This is a genomic window from Caproiciproducens sp. NJN-50 (assembly GCF_004103755.1).
Lineage (GTDB): Bacteria > Bacillota > Clostridia > Oscillospirales > Acutalibacteraceae > Caproicibacter.
In genome coordinates this window covers 1,622,054-1,645,720 of sequence record NZ_CP035283.1, presented here as the reverse complement: position 1 = coordinate 1,645,720, position 23,667 = coordinate 1,622,054, and the positions used below count along the sequence as shown (strand labels likewise).

Annotated in this window: 24 protein-coding genes and 1 riboswitch; of the genes, 12 read left to right on the top strand and 12 right to left on the bottom strand. The window is 48.8% G+C overall.

All coding sequences use genetic code 11. The features are described 5' to 3' along the window. The first annotated feature begins 11 nt into the window (after window positions 1-11). Together glmS and guaA are read left to right on the top strand one after the other, a co-directional pair. Window positions 12-1,838 carry a glutamine--fructose-6-phosphate transaminase (isomerizing) gene (gene glmS, locus EQM14_RS07930; protein ID WP_128742439.1) on the top strand — a complete coding sequence of 609 codons (1,827 nt, stop codon included), beginning with the start codon at window positions 12-14 and terminating at the stop codon, window positions 1,836-1,838. 13 nt (window positions 1,839-1,851) lie between these two features. Beyond that, a complete protein-coding gene (guaA, locus tag EQM14_RS07925) occupies window positions 1,852-3,390 on the top strand; it encodes a glutamine-hydrolyzing GMP synthase (RefSeq protein ID WP_128742438.1) in 1,539 nt (512 codons plus the stop codon). Window positions 3,391-3,465: 75 nt separating this feature from the next. Here the strand turns inward: guaA and EQM14_RS07920 are convergent, their stop codons facing one another. The 5 genes from EQM14_RS07920 to asd form a co-directional block, all read right to left on the bottom strand. Next, window positions 3,466-4,422, bottom strand: coding sequence for a 2-hydroxyacid dehydrogenase (locus EQM14_RS07920; RefSeq protein WP_128744282.1), 957 nt, complete (start codon window positions 4,420-4,422; stop codon window positions 3,466-3,468). A 257-nt stretch (window positions 4,423-4,679) separates the two neighbouring features. Then, window positions 4,680-5,144: an ACT domain-containing protein gene (locus EQM14_RS07915; RefSeq protein ID WP_128742437.1), complete on the bottom strand. Its 465-nt coding sequence runs from the start codon at window positions 5,142-5,144 to the stop codon at window positions 4,680-4,682. Between the two features lie 2 nt (window positions 5,145-5,146). Continuing rightward, the gene (gene dapB / locus EQM14_RS07910; RefSeq protein ID WP_128742436.1) at window positions 5,147-5,908 is read right to left on the bottom strand and encodes a 4-hydroxy-tetrahydrodipicolinate reductase; all 762 of its coding nucleotides are present in this window, start codon (window positions 5,906-5,908) and stop codon (window positions 5,147-5,149) included. Between the two features lie 37 nt (window positions 5,909-5,945). Beyond that, window positions 5,946-6,836 carry a 4-hydroxy-tetrahydrodipicolinate synthase gene (gene dapA, locus EQM14_RS07905; RefSeq protein WP_128742435.1) on the bottom strand — a complete coding sequence of 297 codons (891 nt, stop codon included), beginning with the start codon at window positions 6,834-6,836 and terminating at the stop codon, window positions 5,946-5,948. Between the two features lie 29 nt (window positions 6,837-6,865). Beyond that, complete coding sequence (gene asd, locus EQM14_RS07900; protein WP_128742434.1) at window positions 6,866-7,948, bottom strand: aspartate-semialdehyde dehydrogenase; 1,083 nt, start codon at window positions 7,946-7,948, stop codon at window positions 6,866-6,868. A gap of 132 nt (window positions 7,949-8,080) precedes the next feature. Further along, window positions 8,081-8,252, bottom strand: a riboswitch (Lysine riboswitch). A 143-nt stretch (window positions 8,253-8,395) separates the two neighbouring features. Here asd and queA point away from each other — a divergent pair. From queA to EQM14_RS07850, 10 genes are all read left to right on the top strand, one after another. After that, entirely contained in the window at window positions 8,396-9,421 is a 1,026-nt protein-coding gene (gene queA, locus EQM14_RS07895) for a tRNA preQ1(34) S-adenosylmethionine ribosyltransferase-isomerase QueA (protein WP_128744281.1), read from the top strand. Window positions 9,422-9,434: 13 nt separating this feature from the next. Next, window positions 9,435-10,565, top strand: coding sequence for a tRNA guanosine(34) transglycosylase Tgt (gene tgt / locus EQM14_RS07890; RefSeq protein ID WP_128742433.1), 1,131 nt, complete (start codon window positions 9,435-9,437; stop codon window positions 10,563-10,565). A 66-nt stretch (window positions 10,566-10,631) separates the two neighbouring features. Beyond that, window positions 10,632-10,955, top strand: coding sequence for a preprotein translocase subunit YajC (yajC, locus tag EQM14_RS07885; protein ID WP_128742432.1), 324 nt, complete (start codon window positions 10,632-10,634; stop codon window positions 10,953-10,955). A gap of 69 nt (window positions 10,956-11,024) precedes the next feature. Continuing rightward, window positions 11,025-11,447, top strand: coding sequence for a TIGR04086 family membrane protein (locus EQM14_RS07880; protein WP_128742431.1), 423 nt, complete (start codon window positions 11,025-11,027; stop codon window positions 11,445-11,447). 72 nt (window positions 11,448-11,519) lie between these two features. Continuing rightward, entirely contained in the window at window positions 11,520-11,666 is a 147-nt protein-coding gene (gene scfA / locus EQM14_RS07875; protein ID WP_128742430.1) for a six-cysteine ranthipeptide SCIFF, read from the top strand. A 74-nt stretch (window positions 11,667-11,740) separates the two neighbouring features. Beyond that, entirely contained in the window at window positions 11,741-13,111 is a 1,371-nt protein-coding gene (gene scfB / locus EQM14_RS07870; protein WP_128742429.1) for a thioether cross-link-forming SCIFF peptide maturase, read from the top strand. A gap of 136 nt (window positions 13,112-13,247) precedes the next feature. After that, the gene (proC, locus tag EQM14_RS07865; protein WP_128742428.1) at window positions 13,248-14,057 is read left to right on the top strand and encodes a pyrroline-5-carboxylate reductase; all 810 of its coding nucleotides are present in this window, start codon (window positions 13,248-13,250) and stop codon (window positions 14,055-14,057) included. A gap of 63 nt (window positions 14,058-14,120) precedes the next feature. Beyond that, on the top strand, window positions 14,121-14,765 hold the full coding sequence (locus EQM14_RS07860; protein WP_128742427.1) for a stage II sporulation protein M: 645 nt from the start codon (window positions 14,121-14,123) through the stop codon (window positions 14,763-14,765). A gap of 23 nt (window positions 14,766-14,788) precedes the next feature. Then, window positions 14,789-15,682, top strand: a complete 894-nt coding sequence (locus EQM14_RS07855; RefSeq protein WP_128742426.1) for a tyrosine recombinase — start codon at window positions 14,789-14,791, stop codon at window positions 15,680-15,682. Between the two features lie 232 nt (window positions 15,683-15,914). Next, window positions 15,915-16,547 carry a DUF624 domain-containing protein gene (locus tag EQM14_RS07850; RefSeq protein WP_326974484.1) on the top strand — a complete coding sequence of 211 codons (633 nt, stop codon included), beginning with the start codon at window positions 15,915-15,917 and terminating at the stop codon, window positions 16,545-16,547. 56 nt (window positions 16,548-16,603) lie between these two features. Here EQM14_RS07850 and EQM14_RS07845 read toward each other — a convergent pair whose 3' ends face one another. From EQM14_RS07845 to rlmH, 7 genes are all read right to left on the bottom strand, one after another. After that, complete coding sequence (locus tag EQM14_RS07845; RefSeq protein ID WP_128742424.1) at window positions 16,604-17,614, bottom strand: tyrosine recombinase XerC; 1,011 nt, start codon at window positions 17,612-17,614, stop codon at window positions 16,604-16,606. Window positions 17,615-17,806: 192 nt separating this feature from the next. After that, window positions 17,807-18,556 carry a DUF6873 family GME fold protein gene (locus EQM14_RS07840; RefSeq protein WP_128742423.1) on the bottom strand — a complete coding sequence of 250 codons (750 nt, stop codon included), beginning with the start codon at window positions 18,554-18,556 and terminating at the stop codon, window positions 17,807-17,809. A gap of 2 nt (window positions 18,557-18,558) precedes the next feature. After that, entirely contained in the window at window positions 18,559-19,674 is a 1,116-nt protein-coding gene (locus tag EQM14_RS07835; RefSeq protein ID WP_243112784.1) for an ABC transporter permease, read from the bottom strand. 65 nt (window positions 19,675-19,739) lie between these two features. After that, complete coding sequence (locus EQM14_RS07830) at window positions 19,740-20,696, bottom strand: efflux RND transporter periplasmic adaptor subunit (protein WP_164919008.1); 957 nt, start codon at window positions 20,694-20,696, stop codon at window positions 19,740-19,742. A gap of 260 nt (window positions 20,697-20,956) precedes the next feature. Continuing rightward, window positions 20,957-22,333: a DNA repair protein RadA gene (radA, locus tag EQM14_RS07825; protein WP_128742421.1), complete on the bottom strand. Its 1,377-nt coding sequence runs from the start codon at window positions 22,331-22,333 to the stop codon at window positions 20,957-20,959. A gap of 50 nt (window positions 22,334-22,383) precedes the next feature. Then, entirely contained in the window at window positions 22,384-23,052 is a 669-nt protein-coding gene (locus EQM14_RS07820; RefSeq protein WP_128744279.1) for an N-acetylmuramoyl-L-alanine amidase, read from the bottom strand. A gap of 134 nt (window positions 23,053-23,186) precedes the next feature. Then, window positions 23,187-23,666 (bottom strand): 23S rRNA (pseudouridine(1915)-N(3))-methyltransferase RlmH, encoded by a 480-nt coding sequence (gene rlmH / locus EQM14_RS07815; RefSeq protein WP_128742420.1) that lies wholly within the window; start codon window positions 23,664-23,666, stop codon window positions 23,187-23,189. Window position 23,667: the final 1 nt, after the last annotated feature.

The window sequence follows — 23,667 nt, the reverse complement described above, 5'->3', positions numbered from 1 at the left end:
GTGAATCCTCCATGTGCGGTATCGTCGGGTATGCGGGCGGGGAACAGGCCGCCCCAATCTTACTTCAGGGACTGGAAAAGCTGGAATACAAAGGATACGACTCAGCCGGCGTTGCCGTTTACAATGGGTCTTCTCTTGAAATAGCGAAGGCAAGGGGAAATCTGAAAGTTCTGAAAGAAAAAACACATTATGGGACCGACGTTTCGGGTACCGTTGGGATTGGACACATCCGATGGGCGACGCACGGCAAGCCGCTGGACGTGAACGCGCATCCGCAGGCGAGCGGCTCCGAAATGTTTGCCGTTGTCCACAACGGCATCATTGAAAACTATCGTGTGCTGAAGAATCGCTTAACCGATATTGGGTTTCACTTTATCTCCGATACGGATACGGAAGTAGCCGCCCAGCTGCTGGAATTTTTTTATGAGGGAGATATTCTTGAGGCCGTTTTCAAAACGATTCAAAAAATCGAGGGTTCCTACGCGTTTGCCGTCCTCTGCCGTGACTGTCCCGACCGGATCATCGCTTTCTGCAAGGACAGTCCTCTTGCGGTCGGAATTGGAAAAAATGAAAATTTTATCGCGTCCGATATTCCATCCATTTTGGGCAAAACACGGGACGTCTACCGCTTGGAACAAGAAGAAGTGGCAATCATAAAAAAGGATTCCGTTCAAATCCGCAGCTTGGACGGCAATCCGATCCCCAAAAAAACTACCCATATTTCCTGGGATATCGCGGCTGCCGAAAAAAGCGGATACAGCCATTTTATGGAAAAGGAAATCATGGAGCAGCCAAAGGCCGTCCGCGATACCATATCGCCCAGAATTCAGAATGGAAAAATCGTGCTGGACCGGATGGTTCTAACGCAGGAGCAGATGAAAAATATTGTGAGAATCCAAATTATCGGCTGTGGTTCTGCTTATCATGCTGGTGTTGCCGCGAAATATATTCTGGAACAGTTCACGCGGATTCCGGTCGAAGTGGATGTGGCCTCCGAATTTCGTTACCGCCACCCAATTATCAATCAAAACGTGCTTACCCTCGTTATCAGCCAGTCCGGGGAAACTTCGGATACCCTCGCGGCTCTAAGGGAAGCAAAAAGGCATGGTTCCCGCGTGATTTCAATCGTCAACGCAATTGACAGCTCCGTTGCCCGCGAATCAAGCGATGTGATTTACACATGGGCCGGCCCGGAAACAGCGGTTGCGGCAACAAAGGCCTACAGCACACAATTGGCGGTGATTTATCTTCTTGCCATTTACCTGTCGGATCTCCTTGGATTCCTTTCCCCGAAGGAGTACGCCTATTATATTTCACAATTGAAAATTCTTCCTGATCAAATTAAAGAGGTTCTTCACGGACGGAACATGGTAAAAAAGTTTGCCAAAAAATTTTATAACTGCAAGGATATCTTTTTTATTGGAAGAAATCTGGATTATGCCCTTTCGCTTGAAGGCGCGCATAAGCTGAAAGAAATTGCTTACATACATTCCGAGGCATACGCCGCGGGAGAACTGAAACATGGAACGATTTCCCTGATTGAAGAAGGAACTCTGGTTGTTGCCCCGGCTACTCAGGGCCGCCTTACCAGTAAGGTCATTAGCAACATCAAAGAAGTCAAGGCGCGCGGAGCTGTCGTCCTCTCTTTGACGTCCAAAAACGACCTACAGTTTGAGAAAGAAACCGACTACCAGTACTATCTTCCTGAAATCTGCGAGATGATGATGCCGTCACTTGCGATTGTCCCGCTTCAGATGCTTGCATACGATATCGCTTCATTGAGAGGATGCGATATTGACAGACCGCGCAATCTGTCCAAGTCAGTTACCGTTGAGTAAGGAGAATGGCCGTATGAAACAAAAAGAGACTGTCTTAATCATGGATTTCGGCGGACAATACAGTCAGCTGATTGCGCGCAGGGTGCGCGATCAGCATGTCTACTGTGAAATCAAGTCTTTTCGCACGCCTGCTGAAGAAATTGCTGCCGCCGGATACAGAGGAATCATCTTTTCCGGCGGGCCGGATAACGTCTATGATGAAAGTGCTCCGAAATGCGACAGAAAAATTTTCAACCTCGGAATTCCGATCCTCGGTATCTGCTACGGCGCTCAGCTGATTGCATTTTCCCTTGGCGGAGAAACCGGCAACGCTGCAATCCGCGAATACGGAAAAACAGAGTTTCAGATCACCGCGGATTCCGAATTGTTTCAGGGAATTGAAAAACAATCGGTTTGCTGGATGAGCCATACGGTTTATATTAAAACCCCGCCGGAGGGTTTCCGCATCACGGCTGTCAGTTCGAGCTGCCCGGTGGTTGCCATGGAGAATGCGGAACGAAAACTCTATGCCACACAGTTCCACCCGGAAGTTGAACACACCGTTCACGGAAAAGAAATCTTACACAATTTTCTTTATGGTGTCTGCCGCTGCTCCGGGGATTGGAAAATGGATTCTTTTATCCAGACTGCGGTTGAACAGATGAAACAGTCCATTGGAGATAAAAAAGTGATCTGCGCGCTTTCGGGCGGCGTGGATTCCTCCGTCGCGGCGGCACTGGTTCACCGCGCGGTCGGAAAACAGCTTATCTGCATTTTTGTAGACCACGGCCTTTTAAGGAAGGACGAGGGCGACGAGGTTGAACATGTATTTCGCAGCCAGTTTGATATGAATCTGATCCGCGTGAATGCCCAGGATCGTTTTTTGAAGCGTTTAGAGGGCATTTCGGAGCCTGAGAAAAAGCGTAAGATCATCGGTGAAGAGTTTATCCGTGTATTTGAGGAAGAGGCCGGAAAAATCGGGCGCGTCGATTTTCTGTGCCAGGGGACGATCTATCCTGATGTTGTGGAGAGCGGGACCGGGAATGCGGCCGTGATCAAAAGTCATCACAATGTCGGCGGGCTGCCAAAGGAGATCGGCTTTACCGGGCTTGTGGAACCTCTTCGCTATCTGTTCAAGGATGAAGTCCGGAGGGTCGGTACCGAGCTCGGTCTTCCGGATACTCTGGTATGGCGCCAGCCGTTTCCGGGGCCCGGGCTTGCCATTCGCGTGATGGGGGAGGTCACGGCGGAAAAATTGTCTCTTCTCAAGGAAGCGGACGCCATCTTCCGTGAGGAAATTGCAAGGGCAAGGCTCGACAGAAAAATCAACCAATATTTCGCCGTGCTGACTGGCATCAAAAGTGTCGGTGTGATGGGAGACGGCCGGACCTATGACAACACGGTTGCGCTCAGGGGCGTAACGACCACTGATTTCATGACTGCGGACTGGGCGCGGATTCCCTACGAAGTGCTCGAACAGGTTTCCAGCCGTATCATTAACGAAGTAAAGAATGTCAACCGCGTCGTTTATGATATTACATCCAAACCCCCGGCTACGATTGAGTGGGAATAATAGCATTAAGAAGCCCGGATAACCGCGTTACAGCGATTTCCGGGCTCCTTGCAACTTGCCCACCGTGCAATTAAGTCAGTTCACCACATTAATTGGTTTTCCGCTAATCAACGCCTGAATGTTCTCCGCAATCAGGTCAATCAGCCTTTGCCTTGTTTCGATGCATTTCCACCCGATGTGCGGGGTCAGAATAACCTGCTCCATCGAGAACAGCGGATTGTCCTTTTCCGGAGGTTCTTTTTCAAGGACATCGAGTGCCGCTCCGGCAATCACTCCGTTTTTCAAAGCCTCAATCAGATCGGTTTCATTGATAACAGCGCCTCTGGAAGTGTTGATCAGAAAAGCCGAGGGCTTCATAAGAGCGAATTTTTCCCTGTTGATCAGGTGAGTCGTTTCTTTTGTAAGCGGACAATGGATCGTCACGAAATCGCTTTTTGAAAGAAGAGATTCAAGCCTTACGGAACTGACCTTCGGGTCATCCCATTCTTTTTTGGTCCGGCTGTAGCACAGAACATTCATCCCAAGCGCCCGGGCCGAATGGATGACCCGCTGACCGATATGTCCGGTACCGATCACACCGAGAGTCTTTCCGCTGACTTCCGAGTGCGGCACACCAAGGAATTGGTAAAAATTATCATAATTTTTCTGCTTCAGCATGACTTGCTGTTTTGTCAGGGAGGAACTCAATGCCAAAACGAACGTGATGGCGAGCTGTGCGACGGCATCCGTACTGTAACTTGGAATATTGCAGACTAAAATTCCTTTATCCTTTGCCGCGGCAATATCGATATTGTTATATCCGGTTCCCGCTTCGCAGATCATTTTCACGCAGGAGGGAAACCTCCCGATCATTTCCCTTCCGACCGGCATTTCCTTCGTGACCACCACATTGTGGCTCTGAACCCGCTCGATGATTTCATCGTTTTCGCTCGACGGATAGATTTCCATTGGTCCGCATTGCATAACGGCAGAAAAATCAAGCTTTTCGTCAAAATCCATTTTTTGAGCATTCAAAAACACTGTTTTCATTATCAAACATCTCCTCCGAAACTTAAAGTCTGGATTCTTATTCATTCTTCCAATGATTGTGACAGTGCAACTGGGTTCTTGCCGGTTCTTTTTATTCGCTTCTCCAAATTCGATTGTAGCATTTGCGTCGTCGGATTGCAATGCAAAAATAGAAATCAACTGAACATTCGTATCGGTGTTTATATTCGAAAAAGCCCCTCACATTAAGAATGTGAGGGGCCGCAATAAGCCTTCCCGATTGAAGGTTAACGGAAATCTCTTTAAGATTTATGAAATCTGTTTTTCAAAGCGTCCAAAGTTTCCTGAAAATCAGCGGCGGTGACAAGCAGAGAGATATCCACTTCAGACGTGGTAATGAGCCGAATATCCGTCTGCGCAGAGGATGCCACTTCAAAAACTTCAGCAGCCATGCCCGGTGTGTCTTTCATTCCGGCGTCATAAACGGATATTTTACAATTGCCGCTGCTGACAACGGCACTGATTTGGTTTTGATTTCGGAGTTCGGATGTAAAGCTCAGGATCTTGTCAAGATGGGCGTCGGGAATCGTAAAGGAAACGGAAGTATAGGCGCCTTGTGTCGGTGCGAGGGATATCATATCCACATCGACGTCAAAGCCGGCGATGCTTTGAAAAATATAAGCGATAAACTTTAGTTCGGAAGGGCATTTTTGAAGAGTGATCAGCGTAATGTCATTGGCGGTGGCGATTGTAGGCGACAAATTCATTTTCAATCCTCCTGTCGAATGAGATCGGCCATAGAGTAAAGCCCTTTTCCTTTACGTGAAAGAAATATGGCTGCATTCAGCGCTCCATGGGCAAAAATTTCTTTTGACTGTGCGGAGTGTGAAATTGTAAGAATTTCATGTGGACCCGCAAAGACGACCTTATGTTCGCCAACGATGGTACCGCCGCGGATCGAATGAATTCCGATTTCGTTTTCGGAACGTTTTTTCCTTTGGGAGTGACGGTCATACATATAGTGCATTTGCCCGCCGGAAACATCGGCCACAGCGTTTGCGATCATCAGGGCTGTTCCGCTGGGCGCATCGATTTTTTGGTTGTGATGCGCCTCAACTATTTCGACATCGAAACCAGTGCCAAGAACACTTTCCGCTTTCCTGGCCAGCTCGATCAATAAATTGATCCCCAGAGACATGTTGCGCGAGTAAAAGATTGGTATTTCACGTGAAGCGTCTTCCACCGCCCGAACCTGCTCCTTGTCATATCCAGTCGTGCAGAGGACAAGCGGAGTCTTTGTTTTTTTACCGAACTCCAAAAGCGGATACAGCAGCGTTGGGTGGGAAAAATCAATCAGGACATCGGCCTTTCTGTCTACCTTGTCCGGGGATGAATAAAGCGGATAGGGAAGGTCCTGATCGGCGTGATGATCGATTCCCGCAACAAGATCGATATCGCTTCGGTCCGCGGCACAACTGGAAACGACCTTGCCCATGGCACCGCCGCAGCCGCTCAGAATGATTCTTGTCATTTCAGTTTCAGTCGTCCTTTATTTTGAATTACATTGATTATTTGATCAGCTGATATTTTTTTAGGACCCTCAGGAGCTTTTCATTCAGCTCGCCGCTCATGCCGGTGAGCGGGAGGCGGCAGTCGCCGCAGTTGAATCCCATGTAATTCATAGCGGTTTTCACCGGAATGGGATTCACATCCCAAAAGAGCGCGTCCATCAGTTCCAGATAATTTAAAAAGGATTTGCGCGACGCTTCCACATTTCCGTTCAAGTAGTCGGTACAAATTTGTTTCATTGCTTCTGGAACAATATTTGCGGCAACTGAGATGACGCCCTTGCCTCCCAAAGAAAGAATCGGAAGAGTCTGATTGTCTTCTCCGGAGTAAACCGTAAGATTATCCCCGCAGAGCGAAATCGTTTTCGCACAGGCGGGTAAATCCCCGTTCGCTTCCTTCGTACCGACAATGTTAGGATGCTCCGCAATTGCCTGATAAGTTTCCGGCTGAATATTGCAGCCGGTCCGGGATGGAACATTATAGAGAATCATGGGGAGATCGACCCGGTCCGCAATATAATGAAAGTGTCTGATCAGCCCAGTCTGAGACGTTTTATTATAATATGGCGTAATCAGCAAAAGGGCGTCCGCTCCGATGTCCTGTAGCGAGCGTGAAAGCTCGACGGCATATTGGGTGTCATTGCTTCCGGAGCTTGCAATGACCGGAATCCGCTTTTGAACTTTTTTAACGATCAGTTCAACAATTCTGCAATGCTCCTCGTGGCTGAGAACGGGGGATTCGCCCGTCGTGGCACAGGCAACGATCGCATCGGTTCCATTCTGAAGGTGAAAATCGACAAGACGCTCCAAGACATCGTAATTTACAGAGCCATCCTGTTTCATCGGAGTGACCAATGCAACGCCGGAACCCGTAAATACAAGCTTTTTCATAAAAAATCTACCTCCCGGTTTTGGCAGTATTATTCATCCATAAATCCCTTTGAACAGAGATATTCAGCCATCAGAACCCCGCCTCCGGCCGCGCCGCGAAGCGTGTTGTGGGACAGGCACACGAATTTTACGTCATACTGGCTGTCGGGGCGCAGGCGTCCGATCGAAACCGCCATGCCGTTTTCCAGATTGCGGTCCAGGCGAGTCTGCGGCCGGTCATCCTCCCGGAAATAATACAAAAACTTTTTGGGAGCGCTCGGGAGAGCAAGCTTCTGCGGCTCTCCGCTAAAATGATTCCATCGGTCGATCATTTCATCCATGGGGATTTTCTTTTCGAAGGACAGAAACACTGCGGCCATGTGACCGTCGCTGACCGGAACACGCAGACACTGCGTTGTGATATTGGGGGCGGCGGCGTTGACGATCGCGCCATTTTCAATGCGGCCCCAGATTTTCATCGGCTCGTTTTCGGATTTTCCCTCTTCGCCTCCAATAAACGGAATGACGTTGTCAACCATCTCCGGCCAGGTTTCAAATGTTTTGCCCGCTCCTGAAATCGCCTGATAGGTGCAGGCAAGGATCTTTGTCACATTCAAATCAAGGAGGGGTGTAACCGCAGGGACATAAGCCTGTATGGAACAGTTGGGCTTTACGGCAATAAATCCGCGCTTTGTCCCGAGCCGTTTTCTCTGGAACGGAATAATATCCGCGTGCCCCGGGTTGATTTCCGGAATCAGCATCGGAACGTCGGGAATCAGGCGGTTCGCGCTGTTATTGGAAACGACGGGGCATTCTGACTTCGCATACATCTCCTCCAGCTCTCTCGTTTTCTGTTTCTCCATATTGACTGCGCAAAAGACAAAATCCACCATTTCCACGATTTTGTCCTTGTCTTTTTCAGCGTCCATGATTACCATGTTTTCCAAGTTTTTCGGCATAGGGGTTGTCATCAGCCAGCGTTTCCCGACCGCTTCCCGGTAGGTTTTGCCGGCCGACCGCTCACTCGCGGCCAGTGCGGTTACAGTAAACCAGGGATGGTTTTCCAAAAGGACGGCGAAACGCTGTCCAACCATTCCGGTCGCGCCGACGATTCCCACCCGATAATTTTTCATGAGAACAGGCCTCCTAAATAATATATGAAAGGAACAAGAAAAAATATCTGCGTAATAAAAAAGCCGGTAAAATACCGGTCATCAGAGTATTGTGGCGCTTCTCGATTTTAAAGCAGCGCGCGCCGCTTTTCAAAGGTCGATAGCTCTCCATCAGAATCTGATGACAGTCCGCACACTGTTTGCATGCTGACCAGGCGAATACTCTGCCAAAGTATCCCCTTCGGCGATTTCCCCTTTCGCGTGGGTTCATCGGCTTTGGCAGCCTCGCCCCGCTCATCTTGAAATTCGCGCCTCTATCCTAAGTTTCATCGTCTGTAAAACCAACAAGATAAATCCTAAAATATAATAGCATGGGTTGCTATTGATTGTCAATTTATTTATAATAGACAATTGGTATTTACCTGTGACAGAATGGGAGACATGAAAATGGAACTGGATCTTGACAATCTGAAAACAAAAGATTTTTATTATGATCTGCCAGAAGACCTGATTGCTCAGTCACCGGCGGAGCCGAGGGATTCTTCCCGCCTGCTGACCTTGAACCGGAAAACGGGAGAAGTGGAGCATCGGCATTTCTACGATATTATTGATTACCTGAATCCGGGGGATTGTCTGGTGCTGAACGATTCCCGCGTCCTTCCGGCCAGGTTGTTGGGAGTCAAGGATGAAACCGGGGCAAAAGTTGAATTTTTATTGCTGAACCACCGGGAAGGCGACGTGTGGGAGGTCCTGACCGGCCCGGGGAGGCGTGCAAAGATCGGTTCGAAATTCACCTTCGGCGACGGGCTCCTTCGCGCGGAGGTCTTAGATATTATCGAGGACGGAAATCGGCTTGCCCGTTTTACCTGCGAAGGAAATTTTTATGAAATTCTGGACAAAATAGGGCAGATGCCGCTTCCTCATTATATCAAAGAAGAACTCCGGGACAACGAGCGCTACCAGACGGTCTATTCCAAAGAGATCGGGTCCGCCGCCGCGCCGACGGCCGGGCTTCATTTCACTCCGGAGTTGCTCCAGAAGATCAAGGACAAGGGGATCGACTTGGCTTTCGTGACGCTCCATGTCGGCTTGGGGACATTCCGCCCCGTCACGGCGCAAAAGGTCACGGAGCACAAGATGCATTCCGAGCATTACTATCTTTCCGCGCAGACAGCGAAACAGATCAACCGGGCAAAGCGGAACGGCGGCCGCGTGATCGCCGTCGGGACTACGAGCTGCAGAACGCTGGAAGCGGTCGGAACCAAAGAGGGGTGCATCCGGGAAAGTGCCGGATGGACGGATATTTTTATCTATCCCGGCTATCGATTCAAGGTGCTAGATGGTCTGATCACCAACTTTCATCTGCCGGAAAGCACGCTGATCATGCTGGTTTCCGCACTGGCCGGCTACGACCATATTATGAACGCCTATCGAGTCGCGGTAAAGGAAAAATACCGGTTTTTCAGTTTTGGCGACGCAATGCTGATTTATTAAAAGGGTGGCAGCTATGTTTCATCTGATTCAAAACTGCGATGCGGCGCGGCGCGGGGAATTCACCACGCCTCACGGCAAAATTCAGACCCCCGCTTTTATGAACGTTGCGACCGCAGGCGCGATAAAAGGCGCGGTATCCGCGCTGGATCTAAAAGACCTGAAATGTCAGGTGCAGCTTTGCAACACCTATCATCTGCATCTGCGCCCGGGGGATGAAACCGTCCGGAAATTGGGCGGGCTCCACCGCTTTACGCGATGGGATGGGCCTATTTTAACCGACAGCGGCGGATTTCAGGTTTTTTCCCTTGCAAAATTGCGGAATATTACGGAGGAGGGTGTGACCTTCGCGTCCCACATCGACGGAAGAAAAATTTTCATGGGGCCCGAAGAGAGCATGAAAATCCAGTCGAACCTCGCTTCGACCATCGCCATGGCGTTCGATGAGTGCGTCCAGAATCCCGCGCCATACGAATACGCGCGCGATTCCTGTGCCCGCACCGTCCGCTGGCTTTGCCGTTCCAAGGAGGCAATGAACCGCCTGAACCGGGAACCGGGAACCATCAATCCCAGGCAGATGCTGTTTGGAATCAATCAGGGAAGCACCTATGAGGACCTGCGCGTCGACTGCATGAAAAGGATCCGGGACCTCGATTTGGACGGCTATGCGATCGGCGGTTTGGCGGTTGGGGAAAGCAGTGAGGAAATGTACCGGATCATCGAGGCGGTCGTCCCGGAGATGCCGATGGACAAACCCAGGTATCTGATGGGCGTGGGAACGCCGGGGAACATTCTGGAAGCGGTCCGGAGGGGAGTGGACCTGTTTGACTGCGTGATGCCGACCCGCAACGCGAGGCACGGACACGTTTTTACACGGCAGGGAAGACGCAACCTTTTCAACGCAAAATACGAGTTGGACGATACTTCGCTGGACCCGGACTGTGATTGCCCGGTCTGCAAAAACTTTTCCCGCGCTTATCTCCACCACCTGTTCAAAAGCGGCGAAATGCTGGCCATGAGGCTTTGCGTCATGCATAATATTTATTTTTACAACAGCTTTTTTGAAAAAATCAGGGATTCTCTGCAGAATGAAACATTTGAAAGGTTTTATCGGGAGAATCTGGAAGTTTTGAACCGCAGAATATGAGAAAACCTTGCATGAAATCCTATTTGCTGATATAATCTAAACATTAAGAGAGAGGTGTTGGTATTCATGAATTTCCTACTGACCGGCGGAACTGCCGGAACAGGCAGCAGCCTTTGGATTACAATCCTTTATATGGTCCTGATTGTCGGCGTCTTTTATTTCCTTTTGATGAGACCTCAGCAAAAGAGAAAAAAGCAGGAAGAAAAGATGCGCAGCAACGTCCAGGTCGGAGACGATATCACGACGATCGGCGGAATTGAAGGGCGTGTGGTTGGAATCAAAGAAGATACAGGCACACTGATTATTGAAACCGGTACGGACCGCGCAAAGATCAAAATCAAAAAATGGGCTGTCGGCAGTATTGAAACGACTCATGATCAGGCTGAATAGCCCGGATCATTTGTAATATCTGCCGCCCTTTCCGAATATCTATTTGTCAGGATATTGGAGGGGGCGGTTATGATGAAAAGTTCAAAGTCCATTCGTCAAAAACCTGTGTTAGATGCCATTCGCGCCATCGTGATCGGTTCCGTTGCGGGAGCTTTGATTTGTGCGGTCTTTTTGGGTGTTTCAGCATTGGTTTTTGTTTCTGCGGAAAGCATTCCTCAGGGGCTTTTATCCCCTCTTGTCATCGCGGTATCCGTTCTCAGCGCTTTTGCGGCGGGATACATCGCGGCGAGAATCTCTAAAAAGCGCGGACTGCTGTTCGGCGCGGCTTCCGGAATGCTTTTATTTGCGTTGTTCCTCTTTTCCGGACTTGCAGTATCGAATAAAGCGGTCGAACCGGCTCAATGCGGAATACGCCTGCTGGTGATGGTTCTGTCCGGCGCCATTGGCGGCGTGCTTGCCGTCAGCAGAAAAACGAAGCTGAAACGGAAATAATTTTGACTATTCCTTCCATCATTGCTATAATAGTTTCGTTCATAACTTACTCGTGAAACGGAGGCTTTAAAATTGAAGCAGATTAAAACGCTGAATCAGGCGAATTTGCGGGAAAGCGCTGCGAAGGGCGGCTGCGGCGAATGCCAGGCATCCTGCCAGTCGGCATGCAAAACTTCCTGCACGGTTTCCAACCAGAAGTGCGAAAATAAGAATAGATAGCAGAAGGCTATTTGAATTAGCCGCAAAGGGACAGGATTCTGTCCCTTAAATTTTGTTCGGATGGAGAAATGTAAATGATTCACAAGTATTCTTTAAACGGATATAAAATCGTTTTGGATACCAACAGCGGCGCGGTCCACCTTTTCGACGACGCTCCGTTTGATATATTGGATTATTTGGCTGATGCCGATGTGCCTGAACATCCGCCCGAAACGATGATGGACGCTTTAAAGAATCGTTATGATGAGGCAACGCTCCGGGAAGCCTACGGGGAAATTCAGGAACTGCACCGAAAGGGGCAGTTATTTTCACCGGATGGATATGAGAAATTCGCGGCCATGCTGAAAAACGCTCCCATTAAATCCATGTGCCTGAATATTGCTCACGACTGTAACCTGCGGTGCGAATACTGTTTTGCGGCGCAGGGAGATTTTGGCGGCGAAAGAATGCTGATGCCGTTTGAAGTGGCGAAAAGCGCCATCGATTTTCTGATTGAAAAATCCGTCGGACGCCACAATCTGGAAGTCGATTTTTTCGGCGGAGAACCCCTGATGAATTTTGACGTGGTAAAACAGACGGTTGCCTACGCGCGAGGCTTAGAAAAGGCTTACGATAAGAACTTCCGTTTTACCATAACGACAAACGGTCTGCTGCTCAGCGATGATAAAATCGATTTTATCAACCGCGAAATGTCAAACTGCATTTTGTCCTTTGATGGCAGAAAAAGCGTTCATGACCGGCTGCGCACGCGCGTGGACGGATCCGGATGCTATGACAGCGTCCTTCCCAAATTCCAGAAATTGGTCGCCAAACGCAGCAGGGACAAAGACTATTATGTGAGAGGCACTTTTACAAAATATAACCTGGATTTCACCAAGGATGTTGAACATCTGTTGGACTTGGGCTTTAATGAGATTTCCATGGAACCCGTCGTTTCGGAAGAAAGGCTCGACTATTCCGTCAAGGAAGAGGACCTGCCCCGGATCTTTGAGGAATATGATACGCTCTCCGATCTGATTATCAAGCGGAGCAGGGAAGGGAAGGGGTTTGATTTCTATCATTTTATGATCGATCTGAACCAGGGCCCCTGCGCTATCCGAAGGCTGCGGGGGTGCAGCTGCGGAAACGAGTATGTCGCAGTGACTCCTTCCGGAGATATTTATCCCTGTCATCAGTTTGTCGGACAGGAAGAGTGGAAAATGGGCAGCGTGCTGGACGGAAGCCTGAATCTGGAAATGAAGGACCGCTTTGCCCTTGCAAACGTCTATTCAAAACCTGAGTGCAGAAACTGCTGGGCAAAATTTTATTGCAGCGGAGGCTGCAATGCGAACAACTGGCAATATGAGGGCGATCTTCACAAACCGCATGCGATTTCCTGTTCGCTGGAGAAAAAACGACTGGAATGCGCCATTATGATCCAGGCGGCTCTCGCGGATCAGGGATAAAAGAGGATGGTTTACATAAATTTGCATCGCGAATTTTTACGAATCCAATAAAAATCAAAATCTTGTAACTTTTTGTATTGATTCAAATAGGGAATTGGTTTAGTATAAAGATATCTCAAATGCCCGGAGGGGAAAAATGGAAAATCAGAAAATCGGCTTTATCGGCGGCGGGAACATGACGGCGGCCATCATCAGCGGAGTGGTGAAAAATCAGACTTTTCCCGCGGACCAGATCTATGTCTACGATATTCATAAGGAAAAGAGGGAGAGCCTGCACCGTAAGGCAGGCATTCTTGCTGTGGATTTCGCTTGTGATTTGGTCAAAACATGCAGCATTGTGTTTCTCGCCGTAAAACCGCAGAGTTTTCCGCCCATGCTGGATGAAATCCGGCCTGTAGTCGAAAAGGGGAAAACTCTGGTCTCTATCGCCGCCGGGATCTCATCCTCTTCCATTGTCTCCGCCCTTTCCTGCGACTGTCCCGTGATCCGCGCGATGCCCAACACACCGCTGACGCTCGGAAAAGGTGCCACGGCGGTTTGCCGGACCGGAAACGTGGCGGACGAAACTTATCATCTGGTATTAAAGCTTTTTTCATCCTGCGGCATGGTGTCGCAGATCGAGGAAAGCCAGATGAACGCCGTCATTGCGGTAAACGGGAGCAGCCCGGCTTATATTTATTTGTTTGCCAAGGCGGTTTTGGAGAGCGCCGAACAGCAGGGGATCCAGCCGTCGGTTTCGCTGCCGCTTTTCTGCCAGACGCTGATTGGCAGTGCGGAAATGCTTTTGAAATCGGGGGATACGCCGGATGAACTGATCCGGAAGGTGTCGTCCCGCGGCGGAACGACTGTCGCCGCGCTGGACGTTTTGGAAAAAAATCACTTTGAACAGACGATTGATAAAGCGATGAGAGCCTGCACCGCGCGCGCTGAGGAATTGGGAAAGTAAACATAGAATCCGTTTGTCCCTCATACACTTTGATAGGATCTCCGTTGGGAGGAATTGATCAGTATGAGAAGGGTAATGGTTGTTGCCCACGGATTTCGGAAAAAATCGGCTTTCTGTGGGCATGATATGATAAAAGCGGCACGTCTGAACTGGGAGCTGGTTCTGTTGGCGGCTGTTTTTTTGGCGGGAATGGCAGTCGGAGCTGTCTACGCAAGAAACGCGGACCCACAGGCGCTGGAACGGATGGATTTTCTTTTTGCGGGGAACTTTAAAGCGCGGATGACTGCTTCTTTTCTTTCGATCTTTGTGGCTTCCTTTGCTTCCGCTTTTCTGTTTATTTTCGCCTGCTTTTTATGCGGTTTATCCCTGTGGGGGATGTTGCTGATTCCGTTCATTCCATTTTTTCGAGGTTTAGGCCTCGGATTGACTTCCGGGTATCTTTACTCGAATTACGGCGGTTATGGGATCCTATTTAATCTGGTCGTAATTTTGCCGGGGGCTTTCTTTTGCTGCCTGTCTGTTTTGCTCGCGGCCAGGGAGGGCATTGCTTTTTCTCGTTTGCTGGTTTCCTGCGGCTCAAAAACGATTAGTCGCTCAAAATTGAAGATTTATTTGCTGCATTTCGGCGCTGTTTTGGGCATTGCCTTTTTTGCGGCGCTGATTGACCTTCTTTTCTCCGCCTGTTTCGGCGGCCTGTTTTCCTTTTAACAAAATGGAAAGGACCAAATAAAATGAAGGATTTTTGTTTTGGTTTCAGCGAATATTTGGTGAATCAAAAATCGGTTTCTGCCAATACATTGGAGTCTTATATGAGGGACGTGGAGCATTTTATTTTTTATCTTTCCGAAAAGGGAACAGGGGACCCGGTTTCCGCCGACACGGAAACGATGAAATCCTACATTGAAGACATGAAACGGAACAAAAAATCCGAAGCTACCATTACAAGAAATCTCGCATCCATTCGATGCTTTTATCAGTATATGGTCCTTTCTGGATTTGCCAGCGCCAATCCGGCAAAATCAATCCGCTTAAAAAAAGGGGAAAAAAAGTTCCCGCAGATTTTAAACGGCAAGGAAATCGAGCTTCTGTTGTCCCAGCCCAACATCCAGGAAGCCAAGGGATGCCGTGACAAGGCTATGCTGGAGCTTCTTTATGCAACGGGGATTCGCGCTTCGGAACTGGTGGACCTCGATATCGGAAGCATCAGCCTCTCCACGGGAATGCTCCGGTGCTGTTCTGATCGAAATGAACGCGTCATCCCGGTTTACCCCACTTCGATTAGCGCTATCTCTGATTACATCGCGAGGGTCCGGTCCCAAATTATCACCCCGGCGGGAGGACAGGCCCTTTTTGTCAACCTGAACGGACGCCGGCTGACGCGCCAGGGATTTTGGAAAATTGTAAAAGGATATGCGGAACAGGCGAAAATCGTAAAGGAAATTACGCCGCACACGCTTCGCCATTCCTTTGCGCTTCATCTTCTGGAAAACGGAGCGGAGCTGAAAGACATTCAGGCAATGCTGGGGCATGCCGACATTTCTTCCACACAGATTTATGTCCATCTGCTGAACGATCATTACAAAGAAGTGTACAACCAGTGCCATCCACGGGCAAAACTGGGGTAGGGGAGGATGTTTATTGGGCCTTTTCCACATTAATTATGATAAACCGGGACCAGGAGTCAGAAAGGATGAACCGGAGAAAAATGCGGTCGTCCGATTCTTTTTAATCTTTTTTCGGAAATTTTCCCAATTTATTGAATTGAACCTCCTGTTTTCCATTTTCGCCGCTATCTCGCTTGTAACCACATACTTCGCTGAAAAATTTCTTTCCCCTTTTCTGTCCGGTTTGATTCCCGTGCTGCTGATTTCGCCGTTTTTGGCCGGGATCACTTTTGTAACACGGAATTATGCGAAACAAGAACATGTGTTTTTGGTATCTGATTTTTTCGACGCGGTGAAACTGAACTGGAAAGCATTCCTGATCAACGGTTTCATTTGCTATGTTTTATATTTTATCCTTAACTTTTCCATTCGGTTTTATTTTGACCGGTTATCCGACGGAGCAATCCATGCAATCGCGTTCTATCTTTGCATTACCGTCGCAATATTCCTGGTTTTTGCCCAATATTACGTTCCTCTCATGATCGTTACCTTCGACCTGAAACTGATTCAGATTTATAAAAATGCGCTGATTTTCGCGGTGATAGGACTATGGCGCAATTTCCTGCTGACGGTGTTGCTGGCCGCTCTGTCATTTGGAATCTATTTTGGATTTTATATCTCACAAATCACACCGTTCAGCCTGATAATTGTAATTTTGTTCGCCGCAACATTACTGTTCTCCCTGAGCTTTTTTATGATCAATTATGTCATCTATCCTTTGGTCTATCAAACGATGATTCAACCCTATCAAAAGCAACAGGAAAAACAACCGGAAACCGGCCTTCAGAAGGAAGAAACGGATCTGGAATCGGAGGATAAAAAATAATCTGCACATATAAAAAAAGAAGCGAAACCGCTTCTTTTTTTATAACTAACTCTTCCTTATTCTTTCTTCGGCTTTTCAGAACCCAAAGACGGTCTCTGCTTAACGTGTGAAAGCGGATTTGCCTGTGCCGCCGTCGCCATCTGTTCACTGGAAAGATGGGTATAGATTTCGGTTGTTCCCAGATTCTCATGCCCCAGGATGTCTTTCAGGACCCGGATATCGACATGTCCATGCTGGTACATCAGGGTCGCGGCCGTGTGGCGGAGCTTGTGTACAGAATAGCCAGGTCCGCCGAGATCTATCATAGAGAGATATTTTTTTACGAGATGCTGAACGGTTTTCGGGCTGATCCGCTTTCGCTGCCCACTGATAAAAAGCGCGTTTTTGTCGATGACCCCCTCGCGCGGACGGACGGCAAGGTAACGCTTCAATGCGTCGAGGCAGGCATCGTTCAGATACACAATCCGTTCTTTATTGCCCTTGCCGGTGATATTGGCAGTGGAATTCCCGAAATGAATATCTGTCAGGTTCAGCCCGACCAACTCTGAAAGCCGCATCCCACAATTCAAGAAAAGAATTAGCATGCAGTAGTCGCGTTCCTTTGTTTTGCCTTCGACCTTTGATAATAACTCCATGCTTTGTTCCAGAGACAAATATTTGGGAAGAGATTTTTTCAGTTTTGGTGTTTCCAGCTCCTTTACTGGATTTACATCCAACTTACCTGTTTTATTAGTCAAATATTTAAAAAAGCTGCGCAGACTTGAAACCTTTCGTGAGCGTGTCGACGCCCGATTTCCGCGCATGGTGCTCAGATAGTTCATGTACTCGAAGACCTGCGTCAAATCGATTGTTTTGATCAGATCGAGGTCGATATCGGAAATACAGATTTTTTCAAAATCGGTATCCGGCGGCACAAGGCCGCGACGCAGCTTTATGTAACGGAAAAAAGTCCTTAAGTCAAGATAATATTCTTCGACTGTTTTTGGCGACTTTCCCCGGATCGTTTCAATATATCCCAAAAATTCCCGGATCACCGGGGGGGCTTCGGCGAGAAGTTCTGGTTTCATAAACGTGTTCCTTTCAGTAAGTATTAAAGTATATGGAGCGGGCTTATCAATCGCTCATTTTGCCCAGCTTGCACAAAACGCTTATTTTGTATGCGTAAGCGGAAATTCAGGTCCCCTGAATTATACAAAATATTTATTTTGTATAATATTATCACTTCTTTTATCTCTTGTCAATATTTATTTCCACTCCTCTTATTCCCCTTCCATCAACGGGATCATTCCGCCGATGTCCAGAAGCGAATCTTTGGAAAGTATTATAACTTCTATTTCTCTCCGGTCGAGAAATTCTTTGATTCTGCAAAAATCCGGATGGCTGTTCGGATTGCCTGCAAATGCCATTCGATTCCGACCGATCAGTCCGCAGCAGCCCCCGATAAATCCATAGGAATACCCGGGAAGCCTGATATGTCCCGGCTGAATTTTCAACACTTCCAGCCCTGCTTTGAATGCCGCCGTTGCAATTCCATCATCCGATGTGATAATGGAATGTTCATCTACAACGGCGGTTGAACATTTCGTATAACCCTGCCGGACCTCGATGATTTTTATACCTTTTGATAAACAATCATCCCATATCGCTTTATCAAGAATTTGGGGATTTGCAATCAATTTGTTGCCAACTCTCGCCGCGTTCAGTCCGGAATCATTTGGATAGGAGCCCGCAATACTTGAGACGGATTCTATGATTTTGAAACCGAATTGTTTCAGATCTGCCGCTAATCTTTTTTCCCCTTTCGCGACGATAACCCGCCGGCCGCCAAGAGGATGGCACAGCATGTCCGCGTGAGCCTGTACTGGCGCCGGCAGCGATTTGCTTGGATCGACAGGAATGGCACTGATCCCCAATCTCTTCAGCTCCATTAATATTCCGGGATAGGCCGCGGAGGCCGTGAGAAGGCTGACATCCGTCTCAGGGAGGTTTGGGGTTTGAATATACCGCATGATTACTCCTGCCGCAGTGCATCCACTGGTTTCAGGCGGGCGGCCTTATAGGCCGGATATACGCCAAAAACAGTCCCCGAAAGAATGGAAAAGCCTGCCGCCATTAAAATGATATCGATCCTGAAATGAAACGCTACATGAAAGTAGGCCGCACCGGCGCAGGAGATCAGGTACCCTGTACCGGTTCCCAAAATGCAGCCGATCAGTGAAATGAGTACCGCCTCAAACAAAAACTCCAGCATGATCGCGCCCCGGGTTGCACCCAGCGCTTTTTTGATTCCTATTTCACGGGTTCTCTCGTTTACCGACACAAGCATAACGGTCATGATGCTCAGGCTGGCGACCAGAAGCGAAATCGAACCGACGGCGGACAGAATCAGCGTCACAAGGTCAAGCACCTGCAGCAAACCGTCTTTTTGCTTTGCCAGGTTATTTGATACAAACGCTTCTGTTCCGCTGCGAAGATCCAGATGGTTCACGATCATTTTTCCTACGTTCTCAGCATTGTCCCCCGTATGAATTTTTACGGCTACTTGGTCAAAACTGTCCCGGCCGGTAGAAGCCTGCATCGTAGTGTATGGTACATAGATAAAAGTAGGAATGTAATTTCCGATTAGATTTTGCAAAAGACCGGTTCCCGTTTTAATCACTCCCACAACAGTAAAATCCTGTTCGATTCCTCCACAGGGAAAAGAGATGGTTTTGCCGACCATATTGCCCCTGTGATAAGCGCTTTCGGAAAATTGTTCGTCAACCAAACAAACATTCGCACAAGTGTTTATGTCTCTTTGATTAAACAAGCGGCCATATAAAACCTGCAGAGATATGATATCGCTCGCCTTGGAATCGATTCCCCAAAGCAGTGTGGAAGCGGTCTTGTCATGGACAGTGACGCTTGTATCTTCTACCATGACCGGAGAAGCCTGTTCCACTTGGCTGAATTTCCGGATGAAACCCAAGTCGTCCTCCGTCAAAGATACATTTGTTCCCGACTTTGTAGAAATGGAAAGTCCGCTAAGGCCAAGGCTTTCCAGCTCGTCGTTCAGGGAATCCGTTCCACTCTGGCTGATATTGGCAATAATAATAACAGAAGAAACTCCAATTGCGATGCCCAACACCGTGAGCAAGGTTCGGGCACTCTTTCTCCGCAAATTCCGGAATGCGGATTTCAAAAAATCCACTATCACTGAGCGCTCACCGCCTTGCCGATGACCGGAACGACACGCGCACCATCCGGTATATCTTCCGCGTCTGTCACAATCCTGTCATCCTTGGAAACACCGGACTTGATTTCAAATCCGCTGTCGAATTCGCGCCCTGTCTGAACCAGAGTCTTTGTCGCTTTTCCCCCCACAACACGGAGTACGTATTCGCTTCCGTCCTGGTCGGCCTGGACTGCGCTGTAGGGGGCAACCAGAACGGAGGAATCGCTTGATGTGATAATTTTCACTTTCGCTGTAAAGCCAGGCTTGATATCTTCTTTTACATCCGTCACGCTGACAACAGCCTCGACAACCGTTTCCTGTCCGGAAGTGGTCAGCACTTGTTTTGCCTCGGAAGATATTTCCTTTACTTTTCCGGAATAGCTGGAACTTTTAAAACCAACTCCGGTGATCTCTGCCTTTTGCCCCACTTTGATATCTGAAATTTGAGATTCATTTACGTTTAAACGGACTTGAAGTCCCGAAGAATTGCGGATGACGACGGCCGGCTGCGTAGGATCAATATAGTAACCTGCGTCCGTGACGGAAACAGAAGAAACCGTGCCGCTGACGGGGGCCGCGATTGTCTGCGTTCTCGGCAGATCGCTTTCCTGCTCCAGATAGGAGGAGGCATCGGTTTCCTGAGAATCGTCCTCTCCATCAGAGAGAACGTCCACCTCCATTAACGCCTGTCCAACCTCCACTTTCTGTCCTGAGCTGACGTAAACCCTTTGGACAATCGAGTGAGCGGGCGCATATACATTTCCATTCGATGACAGTTCGACCTTTCCGGTGCAGGTAACCGATTCCACCTCCTGAACGGGTTCCATTTTTGTCACGTCCAACTTTAGAATGGAATTTTTCATCGTATTGCCCGCTGTGAAAATTGTAGCTGCTGCAATCAGTGTAAAAGCGAAAAGCAAAAGATATCGTTTCATTTTCATTCCCCCATCACGCTTATTTTGTGATAAGAGAGGGAAAATATAACATCAAGCGGAAAAGCTGGGGTGAATAAATCATAGGAAATCCACCAAACTATTATTGAGGTGAATTTTCATGAGTATTATTCAGTGCGATGTTGACTGCATTTATCAGCACGACGGCTACTGCGCCCTTGAAACGCCCTCGGCGATTACAAATTACACCGGCGACGGATGCGTTCACTGCATTAAAGTGACGCCGCGCTCTCCGGATGATATCAATCAGTCGCGGCCTCAAACGCCTCCTTCACATTTTTAGCACCTACCAGCCGGATTCCATCCCATTTGATGCGGGTCCGGCTCAGGCTGTGGTCGGGAAGAACGCAGACTTTGAAGCCAAGACGTTTTGCCTCGCCGATGCGGGCATCGATCTGCGTGACGGAACGCAACTCCCCCGCGAGGCCGATTTCGCCGAATACAATGGCAGAATCAGTGATCGGCTTATTTTTCAGGCTGGAGACCAACGACAGCGCAACCGCAAGGTCACAGGCCGGCTCGTCAAGGCGCAGTCCTCCCACGACGTTTACATAGGCGTCAAGATTGGAAAAAAAATATCCGGCCCGTTTTTCAAGGACGGCAAGAAGCAGCGACATTCGATTGTAATCAAACCCGGTGGCCATCCGGCGCGGAGTCCCATAGCCGGAGGTGGTCGCAAGCCCCTGAATTTCCGCAAGAATCGGACGGGAACCTTCCATCACACAGGTGACGCAGGTTCCCGCCACATGGCTTGGCCGGCCGGACAGCATGGCCTGCGAAGGATTTTCAACCTGATGAAGGCCGTCCTCCCCCATTTCGAAGACACCGATCTCGTTGGTTGAGCCGTACCTGTTTTTAATGGCCCGCAGCAAACGATAGGACATTTGCCGGTCTCCTTCGAAATAAAGGACCGCGTCGACGATGTGTTCCAGTACTTTCGGCCCTGCGATGGCACCATCCTTATTGACATGGCCCACGATCAAAGCCGGTATTTCAAGCGACTTTACCGCGCGCATAATCGCATTGGTGCACTCCCTGACCTGCGTTACGCTTCCGGGCGATGAGTTCAGATCCGTAAAGTTCATCGTCTGAATGGAATCGATCATGAGAAGATCCGGCTTCTGCTCCCGCACCTGCTCAATAACCGCCTGAATGTCCGTCTCCGTCAGGATGTACAGATTTTCGCTGTCCACGCCAAGACGCGCGGCGCGAAGCTTAATCTGCCTTCCGGATTCTTCGCCGGAAACATAAAGTATTTTTAAGGCTTGTCCAAGATGCTGACAGATTTGAAGTAAAATGGTTGATTTCCCAATGCCGGGCTCTCCGCTGACAAGTACCAGAGATCCCCTGACAATTCCTCCGCCCAGAACACGGTCCAACTCACTCATTCCGGTATGATACCGCTCTTCTTCAGAGGCGGAAAGCTCCGACAGCGAGACCGCCCTGACGAGTCCTCCGGATCTTGCGCCACTGTTTCCCGCCGCTTTTGAGGGCGCGGACTCTACGATTTCCTCGTTCATGGTGTTCCATTGGCCGCATCCGGGACATTTTCCATACCATTTCGGAGATTCCAAGCCGCATTCCGAACAGATATAGACGCTTTTTCTTTTCCCAGCCATGATAATCCACGTCCTTTCAGCATGATCGCCATATTTCATATATCGGATATTCAGGAAGGCTGGCGGATTCCGGAGCAGTAATCCAAAAATCCACTGTATATGGAAAAAGCCATTTTTTGCTGATAAGAGGTGTCTTTCAACTTCGCTTCCTCCTGGGCGTTGGACAAAAATCCACATTCCACCAACACCGCGGGAACTTTCGCTTCCCACAGCAAATAAATAGCGCTGGTGGCGGGTTTTGTTTCCCTTTTGTTGTCTTTTTGCAGCAGCCCGACCACTCTTGCCCTGATATCCTCCGAAAGAGGTTTGCTTTCCGCATTGTTTTTCGAGTAAAAAATCTGAGTGCCGGAATACTGGCTCTGAGTAAAAAAATTCTGATGAATGCTGATAAAAATACAGCTTCCCTGATCTTCCAGAATCTTCAGGCGCTGGTGCATGTCGCTGACCTTCCGCGCGCGGATCGTGCCTAAAGTATTATCGCCGATCTCCGCATCGTCTGTTCGGGTCATTACAACCTGGTAACCCGAAACCGTCAACAGCTGTTCCAGGTCCTTTGCAATTGCAAGATTTATGTCTTTTTCCGGCACCCCGGAAGCACCTGATGCCCCGCCGTCTTCCCCGCCGTGACCTGCATCGATGACTACAGTGCGGGGCGCCTGCCCCTCGGCGAGCGTAGAAGCGATTTGGCCAATCCGGTGATAAGATAAATAGGACAGCATCAAAAAAGCTATACAGCAAATTATCAACACGATAACAGGGATCGAATTACTCAAAAAGCCTCTTTTCGTCGCCTTCAAAATCAACCACCCCACGCAGAAGTATATGCGGGGAGTGATTTATGATATGCTTTCAGCTATTTATGATATTTACCGTTATGGATGATTTGAAAAGAACGATAGATCTGCTCAATCAGCATAACACGCGCCATCTGGTGCGGAAAAGTCATCGCAGACATGGAAAGCCGCAGAAATGCTTTTTGTTTCACTCTGTCCGAAAGTCCAAATGAACTCCCTATGACAAAGCTGATTTTGCTGGTCCCATGTAAAGCAATGTCTCTGAGCTGGCTTGCCAGCTGCTCCGAAGAAACAGATTTCCCCTCAATGCATAAAGCGATGAGAACGGAGCCTTCCGCAGAAGCTAAAATTCGATCCGCCTCCAGGTTAAGAGCCAGAGAAATCTGGGACTCGCTCGGCTGATCCGGCAAACAGCTCTCCGGAAGCTCGGTTACAGAAAAGCGGCAGAACGGCTGCAGACGTTTCTCGTATTCCTGAAAGGCTTTTTTCCAATATTCTTCTTTTAGTTTCCCAACACAAATCAGATTGCATCTCAGCATT